This window comes from Streptomyces sp. NPDC052040 (assembly GCF_044548405.1).
Classification (GTDB): domain Bacteria; phylum Actinomycetota; class Actinomycetes; order Streptomycetales; family Streptomycetaceae; genus Streptomyces.
The window spans coordinates 170,692-195,363 of the sequence record NZ_JBIUBV010000011.1 but is presented as its reverse complement, the minus strand read 5'-3'; the positions used below and the strand labels follow the sequence as shown (position 1 = coordinate 195,363).

The 24,672-nt window shown below is 70.5% G+C and carries 25 protein-coding genes and 1 tRNA gene; 20 read left to right on the top strand and 6 right to left on the bottom strand.

Features of this window, described 5'->3' with window-relative positions:
* The first annotated feature begins 77 nt into the window (after positions 1 to 77).
* The 10 genes from ACIHAA_RS22425 (at position 78) to ACIHAA_RS22380 (ending at position 6,327) form a co-directional block, all read left to right on the top strand.
* Positions 78 to 434, top strand: a complete 357-nt coding sequence (locus ACIHAA_RS22425; RefSeq protein WP_399819809.1) for a hypothetical protein — start codon at positions 78 to 80, stop codon at positions 432 to 434.
* A gap of 2 nt (positions 435 to 436) precedes the next feature.
* Positions 437 to 1,789 carry an FtsK/SpoIIIE domain-containing protein gene (locus ACIHAA_RS22420; protein ID WP_399819807.1) on the top strand — a complete coding sequence of 451 codons (1,353 nt, stop codon included), beginning with the start codon at positions 437 to 439 and terminating at the stop codon, positions 1,787 to 1,789.
* 82 nt (positions 1,790 to 1,871) lie between these two features.
* Positions 1,872 to 2,075: a hypothetical protein gene (locus ACIHAA_RS22415; protein WP_399819805.1), complete on the top strand. Its 204-nt coding sequence runs from the start codon at positions 1,872 to 1,874 to the stop codon at positions 2,073 to 2,075.
* Positions 2,075 to 2,761 (top strand): DUF2637 domain-containing protein, encoded by a 687-nt coding sequence (locus ACIHAA_RS22410; protein WP_399819803.1) that lies wholly within the window; start codon positions 2,075 to 2,077, stop codon positions 2,759 to 2,761. The genes ACIHAA_RS22415 and ACIHAA_RS22410 overlap by 1 nt, the downstream gene beginning before the upstream one ends.
* A gap of 18 nt (positions 2,762 to 2,779) precedes the next feature.
* Entirely contained in the window at positions 2,780 to 2,971 is a 192-nt protein-coding gene (locus ACIHAA_RS22405) for a mobile element transfer protein (RefSeq protein ID WP_397658911.1), read from the top strand.
* Between the two features lie 12 nt (positions 2,972 to 2,983).
* Positions 2,984 to 3,139 carry a hypothetical protein gene (locus tag ACIHAA_RS22400; RefSeq protein ID WP_101417603.1) on the top strand — a complete coding sequence of 52 codons (156 nt, stop codon included), beginning with the start codon at positions 2,984 to 2,986 and terminating at the stop codon, positions 3,137 to 3,139.
* Between the two features lie 24 nt (positions 3,140 to 3,163).
* On the top strand, positions 3,164 to 3,481 hold the full coding sequence (locus tag ACIHAA_RS22395; RefSeq protein WP_399819800.1) for a SpdD-like protein: 318 nt from the start codon (positions 3,164 to 3,166) through the stop codon (positions 3,479 to 3,481).
* A gap of 127 nt (positions 3,482 to 3,608) precedes the next feature.
* Entirely contained in the window at positions 3,609 to 4,988 is a 1,380-nt protein-coding gene (gene repSA / locus ACIHAA_RS22390) for a replication initiator protein RepSA (protein WP_399819797.1), read from the top strand.
* Positions 4,985 to 5,173, top strand: a complete 189-nt coding sequence (locus ACIHAA_RS22385; RefSeq protein WP_399819795.1) for a helix-turn-helix domain-containing protein — start codon at positions 4,985 to 4,987, stop codon at positions 5,171 to 5,173. The genes repSA and ACIHAA_RS22385 overlap by 4 nt, the downstream gene beginning before the upstream one ends.
* Entirely contained in the window at positions 5,173 to 6,327 is a 1,155-nt protein-coding gene (locus ACIHAA_RS22380) for a tyrosine-type recombinase/integrase (RefSeq protein WP_399819793.1), read from the top strand. The genes ACIHAA_RS22385 and ACIHAA_RS22380 overlap by 1 nt, the downstream gene beginning before the upstream one ends.
* A gap of 68 nt (positions 6,328 to 6,395) precedes the next feature.
* On the opposite strand, the gene ACIHAA_RS22375 is transcribed toward ACIHAA_RS22380, so the two are convergent.
* Positions 6,396 to 6,471 (bottom strand) — tRNA-Arg (locus ACIHAA_RS22375).
* A 210-nt stretch (positions 6,472 to 6,681) separates the two neighbouring features.
* A complete protein-coding gene (locus ACIHAA_RS22370; RefSeq protein WP_399819791.1) occupies positions 6,682 to 8,586 on the bottom strand; it encodes an acyl-CoA dehydrogenase in 1,905 nt (634 codons plus the stop codon).
* Between the two features lie 520 nt (positions 8,587 to 9,106).
* Between ACIHAA_RS22370 and ACIHAA_RS22365 the strand changes: the two genes are divergently transcribed.
* From ACIHAA_RS22365 to ACIHAA_RS22355, 3 genes are all read left to right on the top strand, one after another.
* The gene (locus ACIHAA_RS22365) at positions 9,107 to 9,796 is read left to right on the top strand and encodes a ScbR family autoregulator-binding transcription factor (protein WP_399819789.1); all 690 of its coding nucleotides are present in this window, start codon (positions 9,107 to 9,109) and stop codon (positions 9,794 to 9,796) included.
* A gap of 199 nt (positions 9,797 to 9,995) precedes the next feature.
* The gene (locus ACIHAA_RS22360) at positions 9,996 to 11,228 is read left to right on the top strand and encodes a cytochrome P450 (protein WP_399819787.1); all 1,233 of its coding nucleotides are present in this window, start codon (positions 9,996 to 9,998) and stop codon (positions 11,226 to 11,228) included.
* Between the two features lie 173 nt (positions 11,229 to 11,401).
* The gene (locus tag ACIHAA_RS22355) at positions 11,402 to 12,043 is read left to right on the top strand and encodes a ScbR family autoregulator-binding transcription factor (RefSeq protein ID WP_399819785.1); all 642 of its coding nucleotides are present in this window, start codon (positions 11,402 to 11,404) and stop codon (positions 12,041 to 12,043) included.
* Between the two features lie 85 nt (positions 12,044 to 12,128).
* Here ACIHAA_RS22355 and ACIHAA_RS22350 read toward each other — a convergent pair whose 3' ends face one another.
* Entirely contained in the window at positions 12,129 to 13,403 is a 1,275-nt protein-coding gene (locus ACIHAA_RS22350) for a M6 family metalloprotease domain-containing protein (RefSeq protein ID WP_399819783.1), read from the bottom strand.
* A gap of 346 nt (positions 13,404 to 13,749) precedes the next feature.
* Here ACIHAA_RS22350 and ACIHAA_RS22345 point away from each other — a divergent pair, with 346 nt between their 5' ends.
* Together ACIHAA_RS22345 and ACIHAA_RS22340 are read left to right on the top strand one after the other, a co-directional pair.
* Positions 13,750 to 14,400 carry a TetR/AcrR family transcriptional regulator gene (locus ACIHAA_RS22345; protein WP_399819781.1) on the top strand — a complete coding sequence of 217 codons (651 nt, stop codon included), beginning with the start codon at positions 13,750 to 13,752 and terminating at the stop codon, positions 14,398 to 14,400.
* A gap of 445 nt (positions 14,401 to 14,845) precedes the next feature.
* Positions 14,846 to 16,381: an MFS transporter gene (locus ACIHAA_RS22340; RefSeq protein WP_399819778.1), complete on the top strand. Its 1,536-nt coding sequence runs from the start codon at positions 14,846 to 14,848 to the stop codon at positions 16,379 to 16,381.
* Between the two features lie 157 nt (positions 16,382 to 16,538).
* Here the strand turns inward: ACIHAA_RS22340 and ACIHAA_RS22335 are convergent, their stop codons facing one another.
* The gene (locus ACIHAA_RS22335; protein WP_399819776.1) at positions 16,539 to 17,042 is read right to left on the bottom strand and encodes a MarR family winged helix-turn-helix transcriptional regulator; all 504 of its coding nucleotides are present in this window, start codon (positions 17,040 to 17,042) and stop codon (positions 16,539 to 16,541) included.
* Between the two features lie 143 nt (positions 17,043 to 17,185).
* Between ACIHAA_RS22335 and ACIHAA_RS22330 the strand changes: the two genes are divergently transcribed.
* From ACIHAA_RS22330 to ACIHAA_RS22320, 3 genes are all read left to right on the top strand, one after another.
* Entirely contained in the window at positions 17,186 to 17,953 is a 768-nt protein-coding gene (locus tag ACIHAA_RS22330; RefSeq protein ID WP_399819873.1) for a dioxygenase, read from the top strand.
* Positions 17,954 to 18,380: 427 nt separating this feature from the next.
* Positions 18,381 to 19,379 (top strand): RNA polymerase sigma factor RpoD/SigA, encoded by a 999-nt coding sequence (locus ACIHAA_RS22325; protein WP_399819774.1) that lies wholly within the window; start codon positions 18,381 to 18,383, stop codon positions 19,377 to 19,379.
* Between the two features lie 656 nt (positions 19,380 to 20,035).
* Positions 20,036 to 20,626, top strand: a complete 591-nt coding sequence (locus tag ACIHAA_RS22320) for a TetR family transcriptional regulator (RefSeq protein ID WP_399819871.1) — start codon at positions 20,036 to 20,038, stop codon at positions 20,624 to 20,626.
* A 4-nt stretch (positions 20,627 to 20,630) separates the two neighbouring features.
* Here ACIHAA_RS22320 and ACIHAA_RS22315 read toward each other — a convergent pair whose 3' ends face one another.
* Positions 20,631 to 21,614, bottom strand: coding sequence for a helix-turn-helix transcriptional regulator (locus ACIHAA_RS22315; RefSeq protein ID WP_399819772.1), 984 nt, complete (start codon positions 21,612 to 21,614; stop codon positions 20,631 to 20,633).
* Positions 21,615 to 21,676: 62 nt separating this feature from the next.
* Here ACIHAA_RS22315 and ACIHAA_RS22310 point away from each other — a divergent pair, with 62 nt between their 5' ends.
* Both ACIHAA_RS22310 and ACIHAA_RS22305 read left to right on the top strand, forming a co-directional pair.
* A complete protein-coding gene (locus ACIHAA_RS22310; RefSeq protein ID WP_399819770.1) occupies positions 21,677 to 23,281 on the top strand; it encodes an MFS transporter in 1,605 nt (534 codons plus the stop codon).
* A 217-nt stretch (positions 23,282 to 23,498) separates the two neighbouring features.
* Positions 23,499 to 23,789, top strand: coding sequence for a hypothetical protein (locus ACIHAA_RS22305; protein WP_399819768.1), 291 nt, complete (start codon positions 23,499 to 23,501; stop codon positions 23,787 to 23,789).
* On the opposite strand, the gene ACIHAA_RS22300 is transcribed toward ACIHAA_RS22305, so the two are convergent.
* Entirely contained in the window at positions 23,786 to 24,565 is a 780-nt protein-coding gene (locus tag ACIHAA_RS22300) for a DUF6227 family protein (RefSeq protein WP_399819766.1), read from the bottom strand. The genes ACIHAA_RS22305 and ACIHAA_RS22300 overlap by 4 nt on opposite strands.
* Positions 24,566 to 24,672: the final 107 nt, after the last annotated feature.

Here is a 24,672-nt window from a genome sequence, read left to right as displayed (position 1 = left end):
TAGGAGTGAGGCACTCTTCTTCTCGTCACTCATGTACATGAGTGACGGAGTTCAGCATCTATAGAGGAGTGGTCTCTGTGCGTCAGATCCCCGTCGACACCTCCGGCGCCGTCGTGATGGTCGCCAAGTCCCCGCAGGTCAAGGTGCGTGACCGCCGTACCGGCGAGATCGCCACCGACGCCGAGACCGGGGTGAAGCTGATGACGGTCGACGTGATGTTCGCGGCGAACGAGGAGGTGGAGATCCTGTCCATCACCGTCCCGGAGCCCGGGATCACCGGCGAGCTGTCCATGGGCACACCGGTCGCGCTCACCGGCCTGATCGCCCGGCCCTGGGAGAACGACTTCAACGGCCAGAAGCGGCACGGCATCGCGTTCCGCGCGGTCGCCGTCACCTCGCTCGCCGACGCCGCCGCAGGGCCCAAGGCGGCCTGAGCATGACCGGCTTCGCGGTCGCCCTGGTGCTGGTCGCCGTCGCCGTGGGACTCCTGCGGTGGCGGCGCCCCGCCTGGTACTGGTTGACCTTCGGGGTCACGCTGGCCGTCGTGCGGGTCCTGGCCCGGTACGGCTCGGTCATGGATGCGTGCGGGCTGACCGTTCCGCCGGCTCGGTGGCGGCTCGCCCTCGCCCGTGCCACCAACCGGCCGATACCGGAGTCCCGTTCCCCGCGCATCCTGCGGCTGCGGCCCACTCGTACCGGCCTGGTCCTGCGGCTCAAGCTCCGCCCCGGGCAGGACGCCTTCGACATCGCCGCCGCCTCGGGCCGGCTCCGGCACTCGTTCTCGATGTACGGCGTGACCTCGCGGGAACTGCGTTCCGGTGTCGTGGAGGTGCGCATGACCGGCTACGACGTGCTCAAGCGGGTGCAGATGCCGACCGAGACCGATGCTCGGCCCATGCGGGTGCCGGTCGCGCTGCGGCAGGACGGCTCGGTGCACTACCGCGACTACCGGGCGATACCCCACGCCCTCACCCTCGGTGCCACTGAGTCCGGCAAGTCCGTCTACCAACGAAACCTGGTCGCCGGGCTCGCACCGATGGACGTCGCCCTCGTCGGGATCGACTGCAAGCAGGGAGTTGAGCTGTTCCCGCTGGCCCGCCGGTTCTCCGCGCTGGCCGACGATCCCGACACCGCTGCCGAAGTGCTCGATGCGCTCGTGGTCCGGATGGGGCGCATCTATCAGGTCATCCGGGCTCAGCAGCGAATCGCCGCCGACGTGCCGGATGCGGAGATCGCCGCCGACATCTGGGACCTGCCCGACGATCTGCGTCCGGTCCCGGTCGTGGTCCTGGTCGACGAGGTTGCCGAACTGGCCCTGTTCGCCAACAAGGAGGAGGAGAAGCGCCGGGACCGCATCATCACCTCTCTCGTCCGCCTCGCCCAGCTCGGCCGTGCGGCCGGCATCTACCTCGAAATCTGCGGGCAGCGCTTCGGCTCCGAACTCGGCAAGGGCATCACCATGCTCCGCGCCCAGCTCACCGGCCGTATCGCCCACCGCGTCAACGACGAGACATCCGCCAACATGGCGTTCGGCGACATCGCCCCGGACGCCGTCCTCGCCGCCATCCAGATCCCGGCCGAGATGCGGGGGCTCGCCATCGCGGGCGACTCCTCCGGAGGGTGGCACCGTATCCGTGCCCCGCACACCTCGCTCCGGCAGGCCGTGAACATCTGCAACCGGCACGCCGACCCGACGCCGGACCTGCCCGAGCTGGCTCCGTTCCGGCCCGCCCTCGGCACTGCCGACGCTCCCTTGCCGTCGGCCAAGCCTGCCCCAGCCACTGCCTGATCTCTCGGGCCCCCACCGGTCGGCGTGACCGCCTTCGCGCCAGGTCCTACCCCCGCCATGCCCAATGAAGGGAGATCCCGCCGTGTGCCCGCACTGCGAGGACTTCGCCCGGACCGTGCTCCTGCTAGGTCAACTCGCCCTGTACGCCGACATGGCCGGCGCCGACCTCGACTTCGTGGAAGCCGTCAGCCCCTCCCTTGCTGTCTCGCTGCCCGAACCGCCGCCCGGCATGTTCCCGGACGGCTACGACCCCGACGGCGGCCCTGCCTACCCCGGTGACTCCTGATGGGTTCCCGTCACGGCCTCCGCGTCGACGCGGTCCTGGTTCAGGCCGTCATCGCCGGTGCTCTGTCCTTCGCGCACCTGCACGACCTGGCCGCGGCTGCCGGACAGGACGGCTGGAAGGCATGGGCCTACCCGGTCAGTGTCGATCTGCTCCTGGTCGCCGCTTGGCGGCGCCTGCGGAGTGAGGGTCCGTCCCGGCTGGCCTGGTGCTGGTTCGTCGTCGCACTGTTCGCCTCGCTCGGCGCCAACGTCGCCACTGCCGGGTTCCTCGACCTCGCCGACCCGCCCGCCCTGCTCCGCCTCGGCATCGCCGGATGGCCCGCGCTCGCCTTTCTTGGCGGAACGCTGCTCGCGCACTCGTCGACTGCGGACTCGGGGCCGGTTCCGCCAGCACCTGTCGCGGACGCGGAAGAGGACGGGCCTCCGACCGAGCAACTGGTCCCGGTCGCCGAGCCGGCCTCGGCCACGGAAGTCGTGACCGAGCCTGGTGCGCCCCCTGCCTCTCCGGACCAGGCCCCCGCCCCCGCCCCTGCTCCTCCGGTCCCTGCCGTACTGGTCGACCACGCCCGCAAGGTCGCCGACGAGTACCGCGCACGTACCGGTGCCCCGATCGACCCCGACACCCTGCGCTCCCGCCTCGGCGTCCCGCCCCAGCTTGCCGACGCCATCGCCGCCCACCTCACCTGACCAGGAAGAAGACCTGCGATGCCCGCCCGCGACAACTTCCACTCCGTGCTCCGGATCGGCCCTGTGCAGATCGGCACGCACCGCGACCGCAACGGCCAGACAAAGCACGCCGCCGTGTGCACCTCCGAGGGCTGCGGTTGGTCCTCGGACTACTCCAGTCAGTCCGCCGCCCAGCTTGCTGCCCGCACCCATCGCTGCCGCATCCGTTAGGAGACCACCCCCATGCAGGTGCCGCTCTGGCTGGCGCTGCTCGTCGTCGGCTACCTCGGCGTCAAGCTCATCCGCCCGCCCGCCTGGCTCATCGCCGTATTGCTGCTCGGCGGCTTCCTCCTCGCCGACAGCGTCCTTGCCCCGGCCATCAACGCCCTCGTCAAGTAGCCCGCCCGCGAGAGGAGACCAACGATGTTCCGCCCGAAGATCCCCACCATGCCCACGCCGACGGGCCTCAGCACTCCGCCCGCCATCGTCGAGCCGACAACCGTCACCCCACACGTGGAGACCCCGCCGGCCGTCCCGACAACTCCGACGCCGTCCCGGCCCACGATCCAGCTCACCCCGGGCGCCGTCCTCGCCCTCGTCGGCGGGGGCACGGCCGTCGTCCTGGTCCTCGGCGCCGTGCTGGTCTCGCTGCTCCTGGCGGTCGCCATCACCGGCGCCTCGGTCGCCGTCTGTGCGGTCGTCCTTCGCTCCTTGCTCGTCTCTGACGCCAAGCGTCGCTGACCGGCTCCCGGGCGGCCTCGATACCGCCAAGCATCCGCCGCCCGGGCGCCGCCCCTGTCCGATCTCGCAACCGGAAGGAACACCAAGCATGGCCCACCGCGCCTCACCCGCAACACCGACGGCGCCCATGCCAGACACACTGCTCGACCCGATCACTCTCGGGGACGTGCTCCGGGTGGCCTCGGCCTCCGACTACGCCCGCTGGGAAGACCAGGTCCGCCGCACCGGTGGCTGCTCCGACCCGATCCACCTCACCGGCTGGGTCCTCCACAAGGACAAGAGCAGTGGTGAGACCCTGCACCACTACTCCACCGAGAAGGAGCCGGGCGGGCGCCTTCGCCTCGCGTGTGGCAACCGCCGTGCTTCCCGGTGCCCGGCTTGCGCCTGGACGTACGCGGGCGACACGTACCACCTCATCCGCGCCGGACTGGCCGGGGACGACCGCCGCGACATCCCCAATTCGGTCCGCGATCACCCGCGTGTCTTCGCCACCCTCACGGCCCCCTCGTTCGGCCCGGTTCACAACCGCCCGGACCACGGCACCTGCCGCTGCGGCACCCCGCACGCGCCCGACGCCCCGGAGCTGGGCACTGCCCTCGACCCGGACGCCTACGACTACGCGGGCGCCGTCCTGTTCAACAACCACGCCGGACAGCTCTGGCAGCGCTTCACCACCCGACTCCGCCGCGAACTCGCCGCCCGTGTCGGCCTGCCTCGCCGGGAACTCGCCGAACACCTCCGTGTCTCGTACGGCAAGGTCGCCGAGTTCCAGAAGCGCGGAGCCCTGCACTTCCACGCCGTCGTACGCCTCGACGGTCCGGAGGGTCCCGGGACGCCCCCGCCCGCCTGGGCCACGGTCGACCTCCTCACGGACGCGCTCCGCGCCTCCGCCGCGCACTCCTACACGTCGGTGTCGGTGCCGGCCGCCGAGGAACAGCCCGCCCGTACCTTCCGCTGGGGTACCCAACTCGACGTACGGCCCGTGAAGGCCTTCGGCGACGGCTCCGACATCACCGAGCAGGCCGTCGCCTCGTACGTGGCCAAGTACGCCACCAAGGCCGCAGAGAACACCGGCACCCTGGACCGCCGCATCGGCGAACTCGCCGAACTCAACCGCCACCAGGTCCCCGACCACACCCGGCGGCTCATCACCGCGTGCCGCGACCTGGACAGCGTCTACCCGGACCGGCGCCTCTGGGCCTGGGCTCACATGCTCGGCTTCCGCGGACATTTCTCGTCCAAGTCGCGCACGTACTCCACCACTCTCGGTGCCCTGCGCCAGGAACGCGCCGACTACCGCGCCGCCCAAGAGGCATCCGTCCTCGGCCTCGACGACCGCGAGCCGGACACCGTCCTCGTCCTGGCGGACTGGCAGTACGCCGGCCACGGCCACACACCGGGTGAAGCCGCCCTCTCCGCGACCATCGCGCGCGACCTCCAGCTCAACCGCGAGACCGCCCGCGACGCCCTTGCCGACCAGCTCGCTCGCGAAGGAGCCGCAGCATGACCACCGCCACCGCAGAACTCCTGACCGTGCCGGAAGTCATGGCCCGGCTGAAGCTCGGACGTTCCAAGGTCTATGACCTCATCCGGTCGCACCGCCTCGTCTCGATCAAGATCGACGGTGCGCGGCGGATTCCCGCTGAAGCCGTCCGGGACTTCGTTCTCGGGCAGATGGAAGAGGCCGCCTGATGGCCCAGCAACGCAAGCGGAATCCCAACGGCGCCGGCACCATCACCAAACGCAAGGACGGCCGCTTTCAGTGCGCGGTCTACGTCCTCCAGCCGGACGGCACCCGTGCCCGCAAGTTCGCCTACGGCAAGACCTGGGCCGAGTGCGACGCCAAGCGCCGTGAACTGCTCGACAAGGTCGACCAGGGCGTGCCCGTACCCACCAAGTCGGCCAAGCTCTCCGAGTGGCTGCCGTACTGGCTGGACAACGTCATCAAGCCCCGGCGGAAGCTCAGCACATACGACAAGTACGAGGCACACGTGCGGCTTTACCTGGTGCCCCTGCTCGGCGCTAAGCGGTTGGAGTCCCTCGGCGTCGCCGACGTGCGCCGGTTCCTCGTCCGACTGGAGAAGGAGACCACCGCAGCAACCGCCAAGGAATCGCACCGAGTTCTGCGGTCGGCACTCACCTCCGCCTGCCGCGAGGAACTGATCACGCGAAACGTGGCCAAGCTCGTCGAGCCGCCCCGCACCGACAACCGCGAGCTGAAGCCCTGGACTCTCGACGCGACGCTCGACTTCCTTGCGGCATCCCGCAAGGACCCGCTCTACGCGGCCTTCGTGCTCGCCATCGCCATGGGCCTCCGCCGGGGCGAGATCGTCGGCCTTCGTTGGTCTGACCTCGACCTCGACAACCGCGTCCTCTACGTCCGCCAGCAGATGCAGCGGCGCCGTGGCGTCCTGTACGACGACGACCCCAAGAGCCGCCGTCGCCGTGCCGTCCCGCTTCCCGCCCTCTGCATCGCGCCCCTGCGCTGGCACCGTATGCGGCAGGCAGCTGCCCGCGCCAAGGCGGGGGAGAGCTGGCAGGAGTCCGCTTACGTCTTCACCACCCGCACCGGCCGCCCGGTCGAGCCGCGCAACCTCTACCGCTCCTTCACCCGCGTCGCCCAGTCCGCCGGCCTCCGCGTCATCCGACTGCACGACGCCCGGCACGGCACCGCGACCCTCCTCACGGCGGCCGGAGTCGCGCCCCGCGTCGTGATGGAGATCCTGGGCCACTCCCAGATCAGCATCACCATGGACGTCTACACCCACGTCGTCCAGGACACGCAGCGCGAAGCCATGAGCCACATGGACCGGCTCCTGCGGAAGAGGCGCCCCGGTCGCGGCTGACCGCCCGCGTTGATGTCAGAAGTAGATGTCAAAGGCCCCGGACCATGATCGGTCCGGGGCCTTTGCGCTGGTGCCCCCGGCAGGATTCGAACCTGCGACACCCGCTTTAGGAGAGCGGTGCTCTATCCCCTGAGCTACGAAGGCGGGGTCCTGGCGGAAGGTGGTGATTACTCTGGGTGAGCGGTCACCTTGGCTTCTGCAAGGGTGTGGCCGCCTCTGGAGGCGGTTCCAACAGGTTAGCGGATCGGGGCGGGGCGGTGGGGACGAGGCCGGGGTCTGGTTTTGATCATTTGAGGTTTGCTGGGTCGGGCCCGTGCCGCTTCACGGTCACGGGCCCCTTTCGCCGGACTCGGGTCAGCGGGGGTCGGGCATCGTGTGGACGATCGTGGTGCCGTCGGCGATCGGGATCCTGGCGAGGAACTCCGGGGGGAAGTCGAACGCGTCGACCAGGGTCGTCATGTGGGGGGCGAGTTCGGCGATCGTCGTGTCCAGGGTCTTTGGCAGGGCGCGGACCTGGTCCGGGGTGAGGTGGCCGTCGGCGAGCAGGTCGCCGGTGTGTTCGCGGAGGCGCCGGAGGAGGAACAGGCGGCACAGGGTGCGCAGCAGTGCGGCCGTCTCCGGGTTCGCCGTCCGGTCTGCGGCCGCTGCGAAGGCGTCGGCGGCCGTGCGGCACGCATGGGCCGAGACCATCTCCAGGGCGGCGGCGGAGGTGACGTTCCAGCGGCCGACCGGGTCGCCGGACGGGCCCTCGCGCAGGGCCGTGCGGGCCCGGCCCTGCCAGACGGCCTCGACCTGGGCGAGCAGACCCCGGAGGAAGGGCAGGTCCGTCAGGTCCCCGGGCGGCAGCGCCTCCGGCTTCGCGGACTCGTGGCCGAAGACCATCTCGGAGGCGGCCTTCACCCAGATCACCAGGTTGTCGCCCTCCGCGGTGATGCCGCCCTCGATGTTCGCGGTCAGGTCCACGATGCCGTTGGCCGGGAACAGGCCCTGTGCGCCGCAGCGTTCGCGGCACTCGATGGCAATCTCCCGTGCCTGCCAGGTGATCCAGCCCTTGGCCACGGCCGTGAGCCGCTCGGTCTCCTCGCGGTCCTCCTCGGTGTGCGCGGCGAACCGGTCGACCACGGCGCGGTGCAGGAAGGTCATCGCATACGCCGTCGCCAGTCCGTCGAGCAGTCGGCCGTGGTGGCTGCGGTGGGCAGCGAGCGGGATGCGCTCCCCGGCCCGCGGGCCCGAGATGAGGCGGTTCTCGGAGTAGCGGACCGCGATGGCGAGCGCGGCGCGGGCCATGCCGAGCGTCCCGGCGCTCATGCAGAGCTTGCCCATGGTGACGCGGTTGATGGAGCGCAGCAGCCGCTTGCGCTTGTTGCCGAGGCTGCTGGTGAGGGTTCCGTCGCGGTCCAGGCGGCCGTGGTCGGCCTGAAGGAGCGCCTGGCGCGGCAGCCGCACCTGGTCGAAGGAGGTGAGGCAGTGGTCGACGGGGGTGCCGGTGCGGTCCGGCAGCAGGCGGACCGTGACCCCGGGCAGATGGCCGTTCCCGTCGCTGAGCGGGGTCAGGAAGAGGAAGACGCCCTGGTCCTCGCCGTCGACCAGGAGCCGGGCCGCCACGACCGCGGTCTTCGGCCCCCCGGTGAGGCTGGTGTTGGGCATGAACTTCCGCGCCCCCGGCGTCGGGGTGTGCAGACGGAAGCAGTCGCCCGCGCGGTCGAAGACGGCGACGGTCTCCATCGCGGCCACGTCGTTGCCGTGCTCCAGCTCGGTGCACAGAAACGTTCCTGTGTTGCGCAGCGCGGTGAAGGGGGACAGATCGCGGCCCGCGTGGTCGTGGTCGACGAGACTGCCGAGGAACAGGTTGTAGTGGATGCTCGCGAGGGTGGTCAGCCCACCGTCCACCGGCCCGGTCCACTCGTGCAGCGCGGCCAGCCGGTGCGGATCGGCGGCGAACCGCTCGGGGTCGGCGAGGGCGTCGTTGACGAGGCGGAGACGGTCGTAGGAGAGCGCCGCCCGCTCGGCCGGGGGCAGTCCGGGCCGGTATGCGAAGGCGCCGCCCGCTATCATCCCGCGCCAGGTGCCGTGCCGGCGTTCGCGGTGCGGCCCCTCGAAGAGGAGGCGGGTGAGGTCGTCCGCGACCGGGGGGCGTCCGGTGAGGGACGCCGGGTCCGCGGCCGAGGTGGCCCGGTCGTGCAGCAACACCGGGACACCGGGCAACAGCCGGTCTTCGGTCGTTCCCGCGGCCAGGACATCGGACGTCGTGACAGTCATCGAGCATCCCTGAGTGGTTCGGTCATTCGGGCAGGTGTGTGAGGTGGCGGAGCGAAGATACGTACCATCCGGTTTTTGTTTCAAGGCCTCTCCGCGTCAGGACTGCCAGGAGTACACAGGAGCCGGGCCCGGATATCGACCGGATACCGCCGGACACAGGCCGAATGGCGCCCGGATGCGGGCCGTACGGCGAACGGAGCTCTCCAGGGGGGCCGAACATCGGCCGAACGGCAGCCGGATTTCGGTCGGTTGGAGGTCCGATGTCGGCCGGAAGCCGAGTGGGCGTCGGCCGGAAGGTGGGTGGGCGTCGGCCGGACGGCGAGTGGGCGTCCGCTGGAACGCGAACGGACGTCAGCCGGTTGTCGGCTGGAACCCGACTGGAGCTTATGGGGGAAAGGGGGGCAAATGCGCAGTTTGGGCTCCAGGGTTGAAAAACCGTATGGCTGGTTTTATCGTCCTGAAGTATCGGCAGAGACCGTCCGGTCTCTTTCCCGCGGTGCGGGCTGGGCGGAGGGTGCTTGTGGCACGGCAGGAGCGGGCCATTCGGACGCGGCAGACGATTCTGGTCGCCGCGGCCGAGGTGTTCGACGAGGTCGGATACGAGGCCGCGACGATCTCCGACGTGCTGAAGAGGTCAGGGGTGACCAAGGGCGCCCTCTACTTCCACTTCACCTCGAAGGAGGAGCTCGCCCAGGCCGTGCTGGCCGCGCAGGTCTCCTCTCTTCCGCCTGTGCCGGAACAGGAGTTGAAGCTCCAGGAGTCGCTGGACGAGGCGCTGCTGCTGGCCTATCTGCTCCGGAAGGACACCGGTGACCCGATCGTCCAGGGCAGCGTGCGGCTGACCGTGGACCAGGGGTCGCCGAAGGACCACCTCAACCGGCGGGTGCCGATGCAGGCGTGGACCGAGCACACCCGGGCCATCTTCGAAGAGGCCAAGCAGCGGGGCGAGCTCCTTCCGAGCGTGGATGTCGAGTCTCTCGCCAAGCTGTTCGTCGGCGCCTTCACGGGCGTCCAGGTCCTCTCCCGGATCATGAGCGAACGGGCGGACCTGGCCGAGCGGGTCGCCGATCTCTACCGGCATCTGATGCCCGCGGTCGCCGTTCCGGGAGTGCTGGTGCGGCTGGACTTCTCCCCGGACCGGGGGCCGAAGGTCTACGAGACCGCCATGCGGCAGCTCCGGTCGGAGGCGGCCGACGACGCTGCTCCCTGAGGGCGGCGCGGAGGGCGAGGGGGAGGGGGTGACGTCGGGTGTTCGTGCGGGTGCGCGGCCACGGCGGGTGCGCCGGGGCGGCGGATGCGTCTCCGCTGTGCAGGTCTCCTCTGTGCAGGTGTGTGAGTTCCAGGTGGTACGCCGTCCGGCGCGCCACGCCCGGTGCCGGACGGCCCGGCCGACCGAACGGAGTGCCCGGATGGAGACGACCAAGTGCCCGTACGCCCTCGATGTGACCGGGCGTGACCTCGCGGGCGAGACCGCCATGCTGCGGGGCCAGGGGCCGGCCACTGAGGTGGAACTGCCCGGCGGGGTGCGCGCCTGGGCGGTCGTACGGCACAAGTACGTCAAGCAACTCCTCCTCGATCCAAGGGTGTCGAAGGACGCGCGGCAGCACTGGCCCGACTTCGTGGAGGGCCGGGTCGGCACGGACTGGCCGCTCTACCCCTGGGTGGCGAACGAGAACATGCTCTTCGCCTACGGGGAGCGCCACGGGCGGCTGCGCCGACTGGTCGCCGCGGCCTTCACCGCACGCCGAACGGAGGCTCTGCGGCCGCGCGTCGAGGAGATCGCCGAGGCGCTGCTCGACGAACTGGCCGAGGTGCCGCCGGGTGAACCGGTCGATCTGCGGGCCCGGTTCGCCAAACTGCTGCCCATGCGGGTCATCTGCGAGCTGTTCGGGGTCGCGGACGAGGCCCGGGAACCCCTGTGCGCGGACCTGGACCTGGTGTTCGGCACCTCGGTGTCCGGCGAGGACATGGCGGCCGCGCAGATCCGGGTCTTCGGGATGCTGGCCGAACTGGTCGCCGACAAACGGGCCGCGCCCGGTGACGATCTGACGACCGCTCTCATCGGAGCGCGCGACGGTGCCGACGGACGGCTGTCGGAGCAGGAACTCCTCGGCACCCTCTATCTGATGATCGCCGCCGGGCAGGAAACCACCTGCACCTTCATCACCAACACCATCGGCGCCCTGTGCGCCCTCCCGGAACAGCGCGCCCATGTCCGCGAGGGCCGTGCCGAATGGGCCGACGTCATCGGCGAGACCCTGCGCACCCACGCCCCCGCCGCGTACTCGCCGATGCGTTTCGCCGTCGAGGACATCGACCTGGACGGCATACGGATCGGCAGGGGCGACCCGATCCTGGTCTCCTTCGCCGGTGCGGCCGCGGATCCGGAGGCGTACGGCGAGGACGTCGGCGTCTTCGATGTGCTGCGGCCCGGCCGACGGGACGACATCGGCTTCGGATACGGCGTACACCGTTGTGTGGGCGCCCCGTTGGCGCGGCTGGAAGCGACCGTCGCGCTGTCGGCGCTCTTCGCCCGCTTCCCCGATCTGGAGTCTGTAATTCCGCTGGAGGAGATCGAGCCGATGCGGTCTTTCATTGTCCATGGGTATGGGGCACTTCCGGTCGTGCTGCGACCGAACTGATCCATTTTTTGTGTCGGTTGAAGAGGAAATCCGTGCTTTCGGGCGATGGGTTTCCGCCTTTCTGAGAGGCTTCCGAATGCCACGGGGGGATGCCCCGGGGACGGTTGCTCAGGCAATTGAAAACCGCATGCGCGGTTTGTTATGCTCCTGACCCAGCCCCAACGGAGCGTGTGATGGCCAAGCAGGAACGTGCGGTACGAACGCGCAACGCCTTGATCCAGTCGGCAGCCGAGCTGTTCACCCAGGACGGCTTCGAGGCGGTCTCGCTCTCGACGATCAGCTCCCGCGCTGGAGTCAGCAATGGCGCGCTGCACTTCCACTTCCCCAGCAAGGCCGCGCTCGCGGCGGCGGTTCGGGACGCGGCGGCACGGCGGTTCGGGCGGATCACCTCCGCCGAACGGCCGCCGCCGCAGCTCGGCGGCTCACTCCAGTCGCTCGTCGACACCAGCCACGCCCTGTTGCAGGGCCTGCGTCACGATGTCGTCCTGCGCGCCGGGTTCGACCTCGGCGACCGGGCCCGGGAGGAACGGGACGTCCGCCGGTGCGGTGACCTCCAGCAGCGCTGGCACGCCTGGGTGGAGGGCGCGGCCGTACGGGCCGCACACGAGGGCCTGTTGTCCGATGTCTCACCGCGCGACCTCGCGGCCACGGTGGTCGGCGCGACGGTCGGCTTCGCCGCGCTCGGGGAGTGCGACATGCGCTGGCTCTCCCACACCACCCTCACGCGCTTCTGGTCCCTGCTCCTGCCCCGCATAGCTTCGGCCCCCGCGCTGCGGGGGGTCGCCCCGGCGGGACGGCGGGCGGAAGCGGGCTGACCGTACGCGCTACGGCAGTTGGGCCCGCGCCCGGGAAGACCGCCGGAGGGTCGCCGGAAGGTCGCCGGAAGTCCGCCGGAAGGCGTCATCGGCGGGACACATGCACCCGGACGTTCCCCGACCGGTCCTTCCCCGCCACGGTGATGACGACGCCCGCCCGGATGTCCTTGAAGGACTGCCCCGGGACGAACGTCGCATCGGACAGCTCGGCCTGGACGTTGGGGCTTCGGGTGCAACCGCCGCTGCTCGGGCGGGAGTCGTAGACCGTGATGGGCCCGTAGCCGGTGTCCACGTCCGCGTCGACGCGGTAGACGAGGATGCCGGGCCGGCACACCGCCGCGTCGTTGCCCTCGCGGGTGCGCAGTTCGACGGCGTATCCGGCCCGGGAGCTGAGCGGGACGAAGACCAGCTTCCGCCCGCCGGGCCGGGCCAGCGGGGTCAGTGTGTACGAGGTCGTGCCGCGTGCGGTGTCGCAGGAGACCTGTGAGTCGGTGAGCCAGCCGAGCTTCCACTTGTGCCAGCCGAGCAGATCGTTGTTGGCACCCCAGTCCTCGCTCATGATGTCCCAGTGCCCGACGGCGGTACCGCCCTCCTGGGTGTAGAGGTCGGGCAGGCCGAAGGTGTGGGTGTTCTCGTGCGGCAGCACCCGGTAGCCGGTCACGGCGTAGGAGCCCGAGCCGTCGTCCTGGCGGCTGTAGATGAAGGACGCGTTGGCGACCGGCACCCCGTCGGCCAGGGGAGCGTCGGCGTTGCCCGCGAAGGTCACGGACAGCACGGTGTCCAGGGCGGACGGGCCTGCGTTCGGGGTGGCCAGCACATTCAGCAGGTCGTAGCGGCGGAAGTCCACCTGCGCGTCGGCCGCGGCGACTATGTCCTGGACGAGCTGGCGGTAACCGGGGTCGAAGGGGGCGCCGCGTTCTATCCCGTAGGCCTTGAAGGGTTTGGGCATCCGCAGCCAGTGACGTATGGGGGCCTCGGGGCGGTAGTCGAGACGGCCGTAGGAGCCGGTGGTGAACCACTGCTGGGTCTGCGGGAAGAACTCCGCGTACCGGTCCATCGCGCTGCCCTGCCCCGGGACGTCCGGGAAGTCGATCATCAGGGTCAGGGCGTGGACGGTGCCGGTGGAGTGGGCGTAACCGGAGGAGGTCGGGATGCCTTCGGGCATCTGGATGTTCTGGTGCCCGTGGATCATGCAGGGGCGCAGTGCCGAGGCGCGGTTGGGGGCGGCGGGTCCCGCCGTCGTGGAGTCCGGTGTCAGCTGTCCGGTACCGGCGGAGGTGGCGACCAGCAGCGTCAGTGCGGTGACCGAGGCGAGGGAAGCGGCACGACGAGGGCGGACCCGGCGACGGGGCAGCTGCATGCGGTGGCCCTCCGCTCCCACGGCAGCCGCCGGTCCCCGGCTGCACCCTTGCGATCACCCTGTGTCGCGCGTTCCGGCGGCGCGCGCTGGAGGAGACCGAACGAGGGGTTCTCGGGCGCGGAGGGGGTGACGTGGGGCGGGGACGGGAGTGGAGAGGGTTCACGGGTGGGGGTGCACCCCGAGGGCGGGACAGGGAATCCCCTGCCCTGTGACGCAGCTCACAGAAAATTGTGCCGACGGAGTGAAATAACCGGGGAGCGAATCCCCGTTTAGACCGGTGTCCACGCGAAACGGAGAACGATTCCCCGGATCGCGATCCACTTCGTCCGAGTCCGAGGAGAATGCCGTGCCGACCGCGACCGCGACCCCCGAGCGGCGCCGAGCGCCCAGGCCCCGCGCCGACGCCCTGCGCAATCGGGAGCGGATCGTCACCGCAGCCCGGGAGATGTTCGTCGAGTTCGGCGCCGATGTGCCGTTCGACGAGATCGCCCGCCGGGCCGGTGTCGGCAACGCCACGGTGTACCGAAACTTCCCCGACCGCGATGCACTCGCCCGCGAAATCGTCTGCTCGGTCCTCGACCGTACGTCCGAGGTGGCCGAGCGGGCCCTCGTGGAGTGCGCCGACGCCTTCGAGGCGCTTGAGCTCTTCGCACACGCCGCCGCCGACGAGCGGCTCAGCGCGCTGTGCCCGATGGTCTCCACCACCTTCGACCAGAACCACCCCGACCTCGAAGCCGCGCGCGAACGGATCGAGCGGCTCGTAGAAGAACTCATGGAGCGGGCCAGGGCCTCCGGACAGCTCCGTCCGGATGTGGGCGTCGGCGATCTCACGATCGGCGTGGCCCAGCTGAGCAGGCCGCCGGCCGGTACGGCATGCCTCAGCGCCGACCGCTACATGCACCGCCATCTCCAGCTGTTCCTGGACGGGCTGCGGGCCCCGGCCCGCTCCGAGCTGCCGGGTACGGCCGTCACCATGGAGGAACTGCGCCGACCCTGACCGACCAGTAGCGATTCACGAGCGATCACCAGCGAGCGCCAGAGATCACCGGTGATCACAGCGACCAGTACCGATCAGTACCGACCAGTGCCGATGGGTTCCGCCGATCCGATCCCATCCGATCCGATCCGTCTGCATCAGCGGGCGTCTGCCGACGGGGGCAGTACGACCAGGGCGGTTCGACCGGAGCAGTACGACCGGGGCAGTACGACCGAGGGTGTGGGCGACGGGGCCGATGACGGCCGAGGCGTCTGCCGACGGGGGCTGACACGACCCGCGCCGCACCGGCCGACGTCCGTGCCCGACCGGTGCCCGTACTGACCCATGTCCCCAGACGCCGACCACCTGTAGACGACCGACCGACCGATCGCCCGCACCGACGCACCCCTTTTCCGCTCCCAAGTCCGACTTTTTTCCGTTACGCAGTCCCGAAGTGGGTACCTCCATGTCTTCATCTGCCCGAAGCGTCAACGGCGCTTCCGCTCCCGACGCCAATCGCTGGCGGGCGCTCGTCTTCATCGCCCTCGCCCAGCTGATGGTCGTCCTCGACGCCACCATCGTGAACATCGCGCTGCCGTCCGCCCAGCAGGACCTCGGCATATCCGACGGCAACCGTCAGTGGGTCGTCACCGCCTACGCCCTCGCCTTCGGCGGTCTGCTGCTCTTCGGCGGCCGTATCGCCGACCTCTGGGGCCGCAAGCGGGCCTTCGTCGTCGGTCTGACCGGCTTCGCCGCGGCCTCCGCGCTCGGCGGTGCGGCGCAGTCCGGCGCGATGATGTTCGGCGCCCGCGCCCTCCAGGGTGTCTTCGGCGCCCTGCTCGCGCCCGCCGCGCTGTCCCTGCTCGCGGTGATGTTCACCGACGCCAAGGAGCGCGCCAAGGCGTTCGGCATCTACGGCGCGATCGCCGGTGGCGGCGGTGCCGTCGGTCTGATCCTCGGCGGCTTCCTCACCGAGTACCTGGACTGGCGCTGGACGTTCTTCGTCAACGTCCCGTTCGCCATCGTCGCCGCGGCCGGTGCCTACTTCGTCATCCGTGAGCCCGAGGGCGGCCGCAACCGCTCGCCGCTCGACATCCCCGGCGTCATCCTCTCCACCCTCGGCCTGGTCTCCCTCGTCTACGGCTTCACGCGCGCCGAGTCCGACGGCTGGGGCGACTCCGTGACGATCGGTCTGTTCATCGCGGCGGCGGTGCTGCTGGTGTCCTTCGTCGTCACCGAGGCGCGGGTCAAGGCGCCGCTGCTGCCGCTGCGCGTGGTCACCGACCGCAACCGCGGTGGTATCTACCTCTCCCTCGGTCTCGCGATCATCGCGATGTTCGGCACCTTCCTCTTCCTGACCTACTATCTCCAGGTCGTGAAGGGCTACTCGCCGGTCAAGACCGGCTTCGCCTTCCTGCCGATGGTGGCGGGCATGATCACCGGGTCCACCCAGATCGGCACCCGGCTGATGACCCGCGTCCCGGCGCGGCTGCTGATGGGCCCGGGCTTCCTGGTGGCGGGCGTCGGCATGTTCCTGTTCGCGCAGCTGGAGATCGGCTCCTCGTACACGACCCTGGTGCTCCCGGCCCTGCTGCTGCTCGGCCTCGGCATGGGTACGGCGTTCATGCCGGCCATGTCCCTGGCCACGCACGGTGTGCAGCCGCGTGACGCCGGTGTCGCCTCCGCCATGGTCAACACCTCCCAGCAGGTGGGTGGCGCGATCGGTACGGCCCTGCTGAACACCATCGCGTCCTCGGCGACCACGTCGTACATCAAGGACCACATCGCGACGGCGGCCACCAAGCCGCAGCAGCAGCTGGTCCAGCTCCAGGGCATGGTGCACGGCTACGCGAGCGCGATCTGGGTCGCCGTCGGCATCCTGGTGCTGGCCGCGCTGGTCGCGGTGACCTTCGTCAACGCCGGCCGCCCGGGCGCCGGGGAGTCGTCCGCGATGATGGACGGCATCGAGGGCGAGGTGCCGGTGCCGGTGGTCGCCCACTGACACCGGCCGCACGGGCCGCTCCGGTCACCACCGGGCGCTGCCCTGGTCCCGCCCCGGTCCCGCCACCTCGGCGGGGCCGGGGCGGCCTTGTTGTGGACTGCTGTGGCCTGCTTTGGCTGTTGTGGCCTTGTTGTATGGGCGGCCCCGGAGCTGCCCGCTAGCGGAGCCAGGGCAGATCCGCGCCCGCCTCCTTGGGCTGGAGCCCCTCCGCGATGACCGACATGATCTCGCCGAGGGACTTCTGCTGTTCGGGGCTGAGCCGGTCGAACAGGGCCTGGCGCACCGCCGTCACATGTCCGGGCGCCGTGCGGGCCAGTACCTCGAAGCCCTCCGTCGTGAGGACCGCGACCTGTCCCCGCTTGTCGGAGGGGCATTCCTCGCGGCGCACCCAGCCATTCTTCTCCAGCCGGGCGACGGCGTGCGAGAGCCGGGACCGGGTGATCTTCGCCCCGATCGCCAGTTCGGTCATCCGCATCCGCCTGCGCGGTGCCTCGGCGAGCTGGACGAGCAGTCCGTAGTACACGTGCGGCATGCCCGCGTCGCGCTGCAACTGGCGGTCCAGGTGGTCCTCGAGAAGGGTGACGGCGTGCATGTACGCACGCCAGGTGCGCTGCTCTTCGTCGGTGAGCCAGCGGGTGTCCTCAGCGGGTGCCGTCTTCATGTGCTCCACTCTACGAGGCCCCTTCTTGAAACTTAAACAAAGCGCCTGTTACCCTCACCTAAGCTTGAGGTTTCAAGTAAATAAGGAAGGGAATCGCCATGTCCGCCGTCGAGGAGCGCACCGCGTCCAACACCTCCGGGCGCATGCCCGCCCTCTATCTCAGCCATGGCGCGCCTCCGCTGGCCGACGACGCCCTCTGGCCCGGCCAGCTCGCCGCCTGGTCCGCCGGGCTGCCCCGGCCCCGGGCGATCCTGATGGTCTCCGCGCACTGGGAGGAGGCGCCGCTCGCGCTCGGCGCGGTGGAGACGCTGCCGCTGGTCTACGACTTCTGGGGCTTCCCGGAGCACTACTACCGGGTGACCTACGCCGCCCCGGGCGCCCCCTGGCTGGCGGACGCCGTAAGGAAACTGGTGCGCGCCCCCGGTGTCCCCGTCCAGGACTTCCCGGACCGCGGCCTGGACCACGGCGCGTATGTGCCGCTGGTCGAGATGTTCCCCGAGGCCGATGTCCCGGTGCTCCAGATCTCCCTGCCCACCCTCGACCCGGCGCGGCTCTTCGAGATCGGCCGCAGGCTGGCCCCGCTGCGCGACGAGGGTGTACTGATCATCGGCTCCGGCTTCTTCACCCACAATCTGGCCGCGCTGCGCCACGCCGGGGGAGGGGTGCCCGGCTGGTCGGCGGAGTTCGACGACTGGGGGCAGCGGGCACTGGGGGCCGGTGACGTCGACGCGCTCCTCGACTTCACCCGTGCCGCACCGGCCGGCCGCCTTGCCCATCCCCGTACGGAGCACTTCGCCCCGCTCTTTGTGACGCTGGGCGCGGCGGACGCCCTGGGGGAACTGGACACGCAGCGGTCGGTGATCGACGGCTTCTGGATGGGGCTGGCCAAGCGGTCGGTGCAGTTCGGCTGAATCGCCCCGGCGCCCAGTGATCGTCCGGCCGTGGCAACCATCGGCCGGTGTGGTCCGTCTTCAGGGCGGGGGGAACGGCCGAGGATGTCCCACTTCCCCGGGCTCCCTTGGCCTTGCCGGACTCCATTGGCGTGAAGATCTCGGCACTGGATGTGAGGGGCGTCTCACACGTGTGGTGGCTGTGGAGGTGTGTGAGGGTCCTGAGACCGTCGGCCACGCCCGGTCTGACCTGCGCCTCCGTGGGCGCTGCCGCCATCCGGCCGTCATAAATGCGGCACAGGGTACTGCATGATCAGAAAAAACGAGGGGCAGGTTGGGAATTCTGTCCGGATTGCAATCGTTGTTTCCTTCGGATGCAGGGCACCCGGAAGGGTGTTCCAAGCGCCAACAGGACCATCCGTCAGCCCACCATCGCAAGGGAGCACGCATGGCAACCCGTGCCGTCGCCCGTCGTAAGGCCGCCGAGGGCGAGACCGTCGACGCGGCACGCAGTGTTCGCGCCCATGGCGGCGAGATCGCCGATCGCGACCTGGTCGGCATGTATCTCGACGAGATCGCGCGTACACCTCTGCTCGACGCCGCGAAGGAGGTCGAGCTGTCGCAGACCATCGAGGCAGGTGTGTTCGCGAGGCAGATCCTCGACGGTGAGGAGGAGGCCAAGGCGGAGGCCACCCGTGAGGAGTTGGAGGCCCTGGTCGCCGACAGCGAGCGGGCCAAGGACATCTTCATACGCTCCAACCTGCGGCTTGTTGTGGCCGTCGCGCGTCGCTATCCGCGCAGTGGCCTGCCGCTGCTCGACCTGATCCAGGAGGGCAACGCCGGCCTGGTCCGCGCGGTCGAGAAGTTCGACTACCGCAAGGGCTTCAAGTTCTCGACCTACGCGACCTGGTGGATCCGCCAGGCCATCACCCGTTCGATCGCCGACCAGTCCCGCACGATCCGGCTGCCCGTGCACCTGGTCGAGGAGCTGGGCCGGATCCGCCGTGTGCAGCGCGAGTTCAACCGCGAGCACGGCCGGGACCCCGAGCCCGCCGAGATCGCGGCCGAGCTGGACTCGACGGAAGCGCGCGTCAGCGACGTCCTGGACTGGGCCCGCGACCCGGTCTCGCTGAACATGTCGGTGGACGACGAGGGCGAGACCCAGTTCGGTGACCTGCTGGAGGACACCTCCGCGGTGTCGCCGGAGCAGTCGGTCATGACGCTGCTGCGCAGCGAGGAGCTGGACGACCTCATCGGCCGGCTCGACCAGCGCACGGCGTCGATCATCAAGATGCGGTACGGCATCGAGGACGGCCGGGAGCGCACCCTGACCGAGGTCGGCAAGGAGCACGGCCTGACGCGGGAGCGCATCCGCCAGATCGAGAAGCACGCCCTGCTGGAGCTGAAGAAGCTGGCCCGGGATACCGGGTTCGACGCGGCGGCGTGACGACCGGGGTCCACGCGATGGCGTGACGACCGGGGTCCACGCGATGGCGTGACGACCGGGTTCGATGGCGACGGCGTGACGACCGGGTTCAAGGGCGGTGGCGTAACGGCGGCCAGGGGCCGGGTGGTAGTCCGGCTCCGCCGCCGCGCCGGGGCGCACGACTTGGCGCTGTTGCATCGCTTCAACCCGCCGGGTCCGGGGCACAAGACTTCCGGGTCCACTTCGCGCGGCCGGGCCGACCCCCGCACCCGCGCCCCAGAGCCGAGTCCCGACGCACTCCCCCCGGCGGCGGGACTCTTCCGGAGCCGGGCTCCGACGCCACTCCCCCCTTGGCGTCGGGGCCCGGCTTTTACCTGTTCATGACAGGGGTGGCCGACCGGGTCGCCCCGGACCTGAACCCCGGGGCGGCCCGGATGGCAGATTGTGCCACAGCGGCATAACCTGCCGTCGTGACCCGTACCAACCGTACGAACGGGGCAACGTCCCGCCGTACGACGCAAGAAACCGGGGCCGCTTCCCCCGGCGAAACTCCCCCTTCGCGCGGCGGGCCCGTGGAGCCCGTAGGGGCCGTGGGGCCCGTAGAGCCCGTGGGGCGTGATGGGCGGGTGGATGATCGCGGTGAGTCGCTGGTCGAGCGGCGCAAGGCGGCGACCCGGATGGAGATCGCGCGGGCCGCCGCGAGCCTTTTCATGGCCAACGGACTGCGTGCCACCCGGGCCGAGGACATCGCCCGCGCCGCCGGGGTCGCCCCGCGCACCTTCTACCGCTACTTCGCGACCAAGGAGGAGGCCCTCGTCCCGCTGTTCTCCGAGGGCGCCCACCGCTGGGTGCGGGCGGTCCGCGAAGCCCCCGCCGGGCTGCCCGTCGCCGAGGCCCTGCGCCATGCGACGGCCCACACCCTGACCCCGGGCGGCGGGGTGTCCGAGGCCTCCCTGGAATGGGTCCGCACCCTGCTGCGCCTCATCGACGGCAACCCGGCCCTGACCAAGGTCTGGGCGGAGATCTGCCAGACCGCGGAACGGGAACTGGCACAGGCACTCGCCGCACGGTCACCGGGAGATGACGGGGCGTCCGCGGCCGTCACACCCGCCCTCCGGTTCGCGGCCGCCATCGCCGGGGCGGCGGTCCGGGTGGCCGTGCAGACCTGGGCCGCGGGCGACCGGCCCGCCGACGGCCCCGACGGGCCCGCCGCACTGGCCGTACGCAATCTGGAGGCACTGGGCGAGTTCGCGTGGGGGAGCGGCTGAGGGATCAGCCGGGCGGGGGAGGCCCGGCGTCCGCCGCGCGGCTCAGGCGTTCCCCCAACTGCCGGGTGCGGGCGATGAGTTCGGGTGGTCCATGGACGGTGAACGGGCAGTCCACCAGGGCCAGCCGCACCGCCAGCCACTCCACCGAGTCGCTTGCCGTGCCGCGCAGCCGGCAGCTGCGGTCGTCGAGGGGTTCGGGCGCGCCGAACCAGCCGGGCAGGCGGGCCGCCACCACCTCCGCGGGCGAGGCGAAGGTGACCTCGAACTCGTAGGTCTCCTGCCGCCGGTGCATCGAGCGCCGCAGATACTCCGCCGCGTTCTGTGCGGGCAGCTCGCGCGGCGCGAAGCGCTCTCCCGTCGCGAAGGGCGCGGCGACCCGGTCGACGCGGAAGGTGCGCCAGTCGTCGCGTTCGAGGTCGTAGGCCACCAGATACCAGCGGCGTCCCGTCGACACCAGCCGGTACGGCTCGGTCAGGCGGCGTGACTCCATGCCGTCCCTGGACCGGTACGCGAACCGCAGCCGCTCCCGGCCCGCGATCGCGGAGGCGATCACGGTCAGTGTCTCGGGTGCGATCCGGGCCCCGTCGCCGCTGGTCAGGGCGGTGGTGGCGGCCTGGAGGGTGGCGACACGGTGGCGCAGCCGACCCGGGAGCACCTGTTCCAGCTTGGCCAGGGCCCGTACGGACGCCTCCTCCACCCCCTCGACCGCGTGCCCGGCGCCCGCGCGCAGCCCCACGGCGATCGCCACGGCCTCCTCGTCGTCGAGGACGAGCGGCGGCATGGCCTTGCCCGCGACCAGCCGGTAGCCGCCGTCGGCTCCCTTGCTGGCCTGCACGGGGTAGCCCAGCTCGCGCAGCCGGTCGATGTCCCGCCGGACGGTGCGCCGGGAGACCCCGAGCCGCTCGGCCAGCTCGCTGCCGGGCCACTCGCGGGGCGTTCCCAGCAGGGACAGCAGCTGGAGGAGCCGGGCCGGGGTGTCGGTCGTCATACCTTCGAGGATGCCTGAGTACTAGGACATGGTCTGACCTATTGGCCTCCTACCGTCGGGGCATGACCTCCACCGACAGCACTTCACTCAGTACCGAGGCGGCCGACGTGCCCGATGCGACCGGCGGCGGGGCGGTGGATCGTCCGGCAGGCGGCGGGGCGGCCGGACGCGCGGCGGCCGGGGCGGGCGACCGGCGCCGCTGGTTCGCGCTCGCGATCGTGATGACCGCGGCCTTCATGGACCTGGTCGACGTCACGATCGTCAATATCGCGATCCCGTCCATCCAGCGCGACGAGGGCGCCTCCTTCGGCCAGATCCAGTGGATCACCGCGGGCTATGCCCTCGCCTTCGCCGCGGGACTCATCACGGGTGGGCGCCTCGGTGACATCCATGGCCGCAAGCGCCTCTTCCTGATCGGCGTCGGCGGCTTCACGCTCGCGTCGGCGCTGTGCGGTTTCGCCGCCAACCCGGAGATGCTCGTCGCCTCGCGGATCCTCCAGGGCGCGATGGCCGCGATGATGGTCCCGCAGGTGCTGTCGATCGTGCACGCCACCTTCCCGGCGCACGAGCGGGGCAAGGTCTTCGGTCTGTTCGGCGCGGTCGTCGGGCTGGGAGCCGTCTCGGGGCCGCTGCTCGGCGCGCTGCTCACCGAGTGGAATCTGTTCGGGCTCGAGTGGCGCCCCATCTTCCTGATCAACCTGCCGGTCGGCGTCGTGGCGTTTCTGCTCGGCCGTCGCTTCATCACGGAGTCCAAGGCCCCACGGGCCCTGCGTCTCGATCTCGTCGGGGTGGCCCTGGTCACCCTCGGTCTGCTGATGCTGCTCTATCCGCTCACGCGCGGCCGGGAACTGGGCTGGCCGCTGTGGGGGTACCTCTCGATGGCGGGCGCGCCGGTCGTCTTCGCGGCGCTGGTGGCGTACGAGCGGCGCAAGGCCGCCCGTGACGGCTCCCCGCTCGTGGAACTGTCCCTGTTCCGGGTGAAGAGTTTCGCCGCGGGCATCGCGGTGCAGACGGTGTTCGGGATCGGCCTCGGCGTCTTCTTCCTGGTATGGACGCTGTACATGCAGGTGGGGCTCGGGTGGAGTGCCCTGCGGGCGGGGCTGACCGGGGTGCCGTTCTCGATCGCGGTGTCGGTCGCGGCCGGGATGTCGGTGCAGAAGCTGGTCCCGCGTTTCGGCCGCAAGGTGCTCCAGGCGGGCGCGCTGCTGATGACGGCGGGAGTGCTCGTCTATATCGCCGAGGCTCACCGCTACGGCACCTCCATCGCCTCCTGGCAGATGGCGCTGCCGCTGGTGATCATGGGTGTGGGCATGGGTCTGATCGTCGCGCCGCTGACGGACGCGGTCCTCTCCGAGGTGCCGCGCGAGCACTCCGGTTCGGCGTCGGGTCTGATCAACACGGTGCAGCAGATGGGCAACGCGCTGGGCCTCGGACTGGTGTCGGTGGTCTTCTTCGGCGAGATCGACGACCGGCTCGCTCCGGCCGCGGTGGGTCCGGCCTTCGTTCATGCCTTCCAGCACGCGCTGGGATGGGTCGCGGCGGTACTCGCGGTGATCTTCCTGCTGATGTTCGCCCTGCCGAAGCGCCCGGCACAGCATGTCGAGGGCGCCGAGGCGGAGTCCCCCGCCGGAGCCGAGACCCCGGAGGAGCGGGTACTCGTCTCCTGACCCAGAAGCACCCCAGCACCCCAGCACGCCCGGCAGACCGCGCCAACACGCGTCCGCCGGGCGTTGCCGTGCGCGTGAGTCACGTCCGCTCGATCACACTTCGCCCCATTACGAGGGCTGCTGCTCCTGTTTGCCGCCTCTTCTGCGTGCTGGCCGTTCCTGCGAGATGTGTCACGGTTCGGGGTGAAAGGGTGGATCGTGGTGTCTACTGGGGTCCATGCCTGTGCATATGTCGACCCTCCAGCTTCTGGGCGCGCCCGCCGTTGTTCTGGTGGTTGTCGTCTGGGCCGGGTGTGCGGGGCTCGCGCTGCGTCGTCGTCGCCGGTACGAGGCGGCGACCCGGCGCTGGGTGCGTTCCGAGGACGCGCTCCGGCGGCGGCGTGAGCTGCTCGGGGGCCTGCCGCGTCAGCAGCGGAGGGGGCCGGAGCAGGAGAGTGTCGAACTCACCCCCGCGGAACAGGACGCCTTCGCCTTTCTGATGCGGCAGTTCAGGGACGGGCGTTCCTAGCCTTCGTGGCAGGTGTCGGCCCGGGGCCGCCCCGGCGCTGCCGCGCGGCGCTCCATCGCCTCGCGGGCCGCTTCCTCCGTCGTGTACACCTCGCACATGTGCCGTCCGTCGGGTGTCGCCGTGTGCTCGACCTCCCACAGGGACAGCTCACGTCCGTCGCGCAGCAGAAACGCGTGCTCGTAGAGCGAGAAGCTCAGCCCCGGCCGGGTGAGGCGGCCCGGGCGTCCGAAGGACTGCGTGATCTCGTGCGCGAACGCCGAAGCCAGCAGTAACGACTCGATGTCCGCGTCCGGACGGTCCGCGTTCTCGGCCCGGCGCAGCAGTCGGCGGGCATGGTCCGCGGAGGCGTCGGGGCGGTACGCGTGCCGGGGCTCCGGGACGGAGGACAGCAGCACCGGCACGGGCAGCTCGAATTCGGGGGCGTCCGGCGTCAGCGGAAGCCGGGCCGTGGCGGTGCGCAGCTCTTCCTCGTCCACATACACCTCATGTTCCAGATGGCCGCCGGGTCCGGTGTTGTGGACCAGCTCCCACAGGGTGACGGCCGAGCCGTCCGCCAGCAGCCAGGTGTGCCGGTACGTCTCCCGGTGCAGGCCCGCGCTGTGGTGCGCCGAGTGGAGCGAACTGTCATGGGCCAGCGCGCAGTCGAGCATCCCTATCGTCTCGTCGGGCAGTTCGAATGAGTTCAGGGCGCGGCCCAGAAGTCGCGCGAGGTGCTCCTCCGGAGACTCGGGCGACTCGGCTGGCTCGTGCGCAGCCGTCTCGTACGGAACGCTCAAGGCTTCTCCCGGCGCTGCTGCATGTCACCTTGTGGGTGCATACCGTAGCCCCTCGGTCGGACATCATGTCCGGGAACCGAGAAAACGTACGGTGGGAAAACGCCGGG

Excerpts from the sequence above, each read along its gene's own strand:
- repSA (WP_399819797.1), top strand. The coding sequence starts at position 3,609 with ATGCCAGACACACTGCTCGACCCGATCACTCTCGGGGACGTGCTCCGG.
- ACIHAA_RS22320 (WP_399819871.1), top strand. The coding sequence starts at position 20,036 with ATGGAGATCGCGCGGGCCGCCGCGAGCCTTTTCATGGCCAACGGACTG.
- ACIHAA_RS22420 (WP_399819807.1), top strand. The coding sequence starts at position 437 with ATGACCGGCTTCGCGGTCGCCCTGGTGCTGGTCGCCGTCGCCGTGGGA.
- ACIHAA_RS22410 (WP_399819803.1), top strand. The coding sequence starts at position 2,075 with ATGGGTTCCCGTCACGGCCTCCGCGTCGACGCGGTCCTGGTTCAGGCC.
- ACIHAA_RS22340 (WP_399819778.1), top strand. The coding sequence starts at position 14,846 with ATGTCTTCATCTGCCCGAAGCGTCAACGGCGCTTCCGCTCCCGACGCC.
- ACIHAA_RS22350 (WP_399819783.1), bottom strand. The coding sequence starts at position 13,403 with ATGCAGCTGCCCCGTCGCCGGGTCCGCCCTCGTCGTGCCGCTTCCCTC.
- ACIHAA_RS22305 (WP_399819768.1), top strand. The coding sequence starts at position 23,499 with ATGCCTGTGCATATGTCGACCCTCCAGCTTCTGGGCGCGCCCGCCGTT.
- ACIHAA_RS22315 (WP_399819772.1), bottom strand. The coding sequence starts at position 21,614 with ATGACGACCGACACCCCGGCCCGGCTCCTCCAGCTGCTGTCCCTGCTG.
- ACIHAA_RS22395 (WP_399819800.1), top strand. The coding sequence starts at position 3,164 with ATGTTCCGCCCGAAGATCCCCACCATGCCCACGCCGACGGGCCTCAGC.
- ACIHAA_RS22360 (WP_399819787.1), top strand. The coding sequence starts at position 9,996 with ATGGAGACGACCAAGTGCCCGTACGCCCTCGATGTGACCGGGCGTGAC.
- ACIHAA_RS22400 (WP_101417603.1), top strand. The coding sequence starts at position 2,984 with ATGCAGGTGCCGCTCTGGCTGGCGCTGCTCGTCGTCGGCTACCTCGGC.
- ACIHAA_RS22385 (WP_399819795.1), top strand. The coding sequence starts at position 4,985 with ATGACCACCGCCACCGCAGAACTCCTGACCGTGCCGGAAGTCATGGCC.
- ACIHAA_RS22335 (WP_399819776.1), bottom strand. The coding sequence starts at position 17,042 with ATGAAGACGGCACCCGCTGAGGACACCCGCTGGCTCACCGACGAAGAG.
- ACIHAA_RS22405 (WP_397658911.1), top strand. The coding sequence starts at position 2,780 with ATGCCCGCCCGCGACAACTTCCACTCCGTGCTCCGGATCGGCCCTGTG.
- ACIHAA_RS22310 (WP_399819770.1), top strand. The coding sequence starts at position 21,677 with ATGACCTCCACCGACAGCACTTCACTCAGTACCGAGGCGGCCGACGTG.
- ACIHAA_RS22325 (WP_399819774.1), top strand. The coding sequence starts at position 18,381 with ATGGCAACCCGTGCCGTCGCCCGTCGTAAGGCCGCCGAGGGCGAGACC.
- ACIHAA_RS22370 (WP_399819791.1), bottom strand. The coding sequence starts at position 8,586 with ATGACTGTCACGACGTCCGATGTCCTGGCCGCGGGAACGACCGAAGAC.
- ACIHAA_RS22355 (WP_399819785.1), top strand. The coding sequence starts at position 11,402 with ATGGCCAAGCAGGAACGTGCGGTACGAACGCGCAACGCCTTGATCCAG.
- ACIHAA_RS22330 (WP_399819873.1), top strand. The coding sequence starts at position 17,186 with ATGCCCGCCCTCTATCTCAGCCATGGCGCGCCTCCGCTGGCCGACGAC.
- ACIHAA_RS22380 (WP_399819793.1), top strand. The coding sequence starts at position 5,173 with ATGGCCCAGCAACGCAAGCGGAATCCCAACGGCGCCGGCACCATCACC.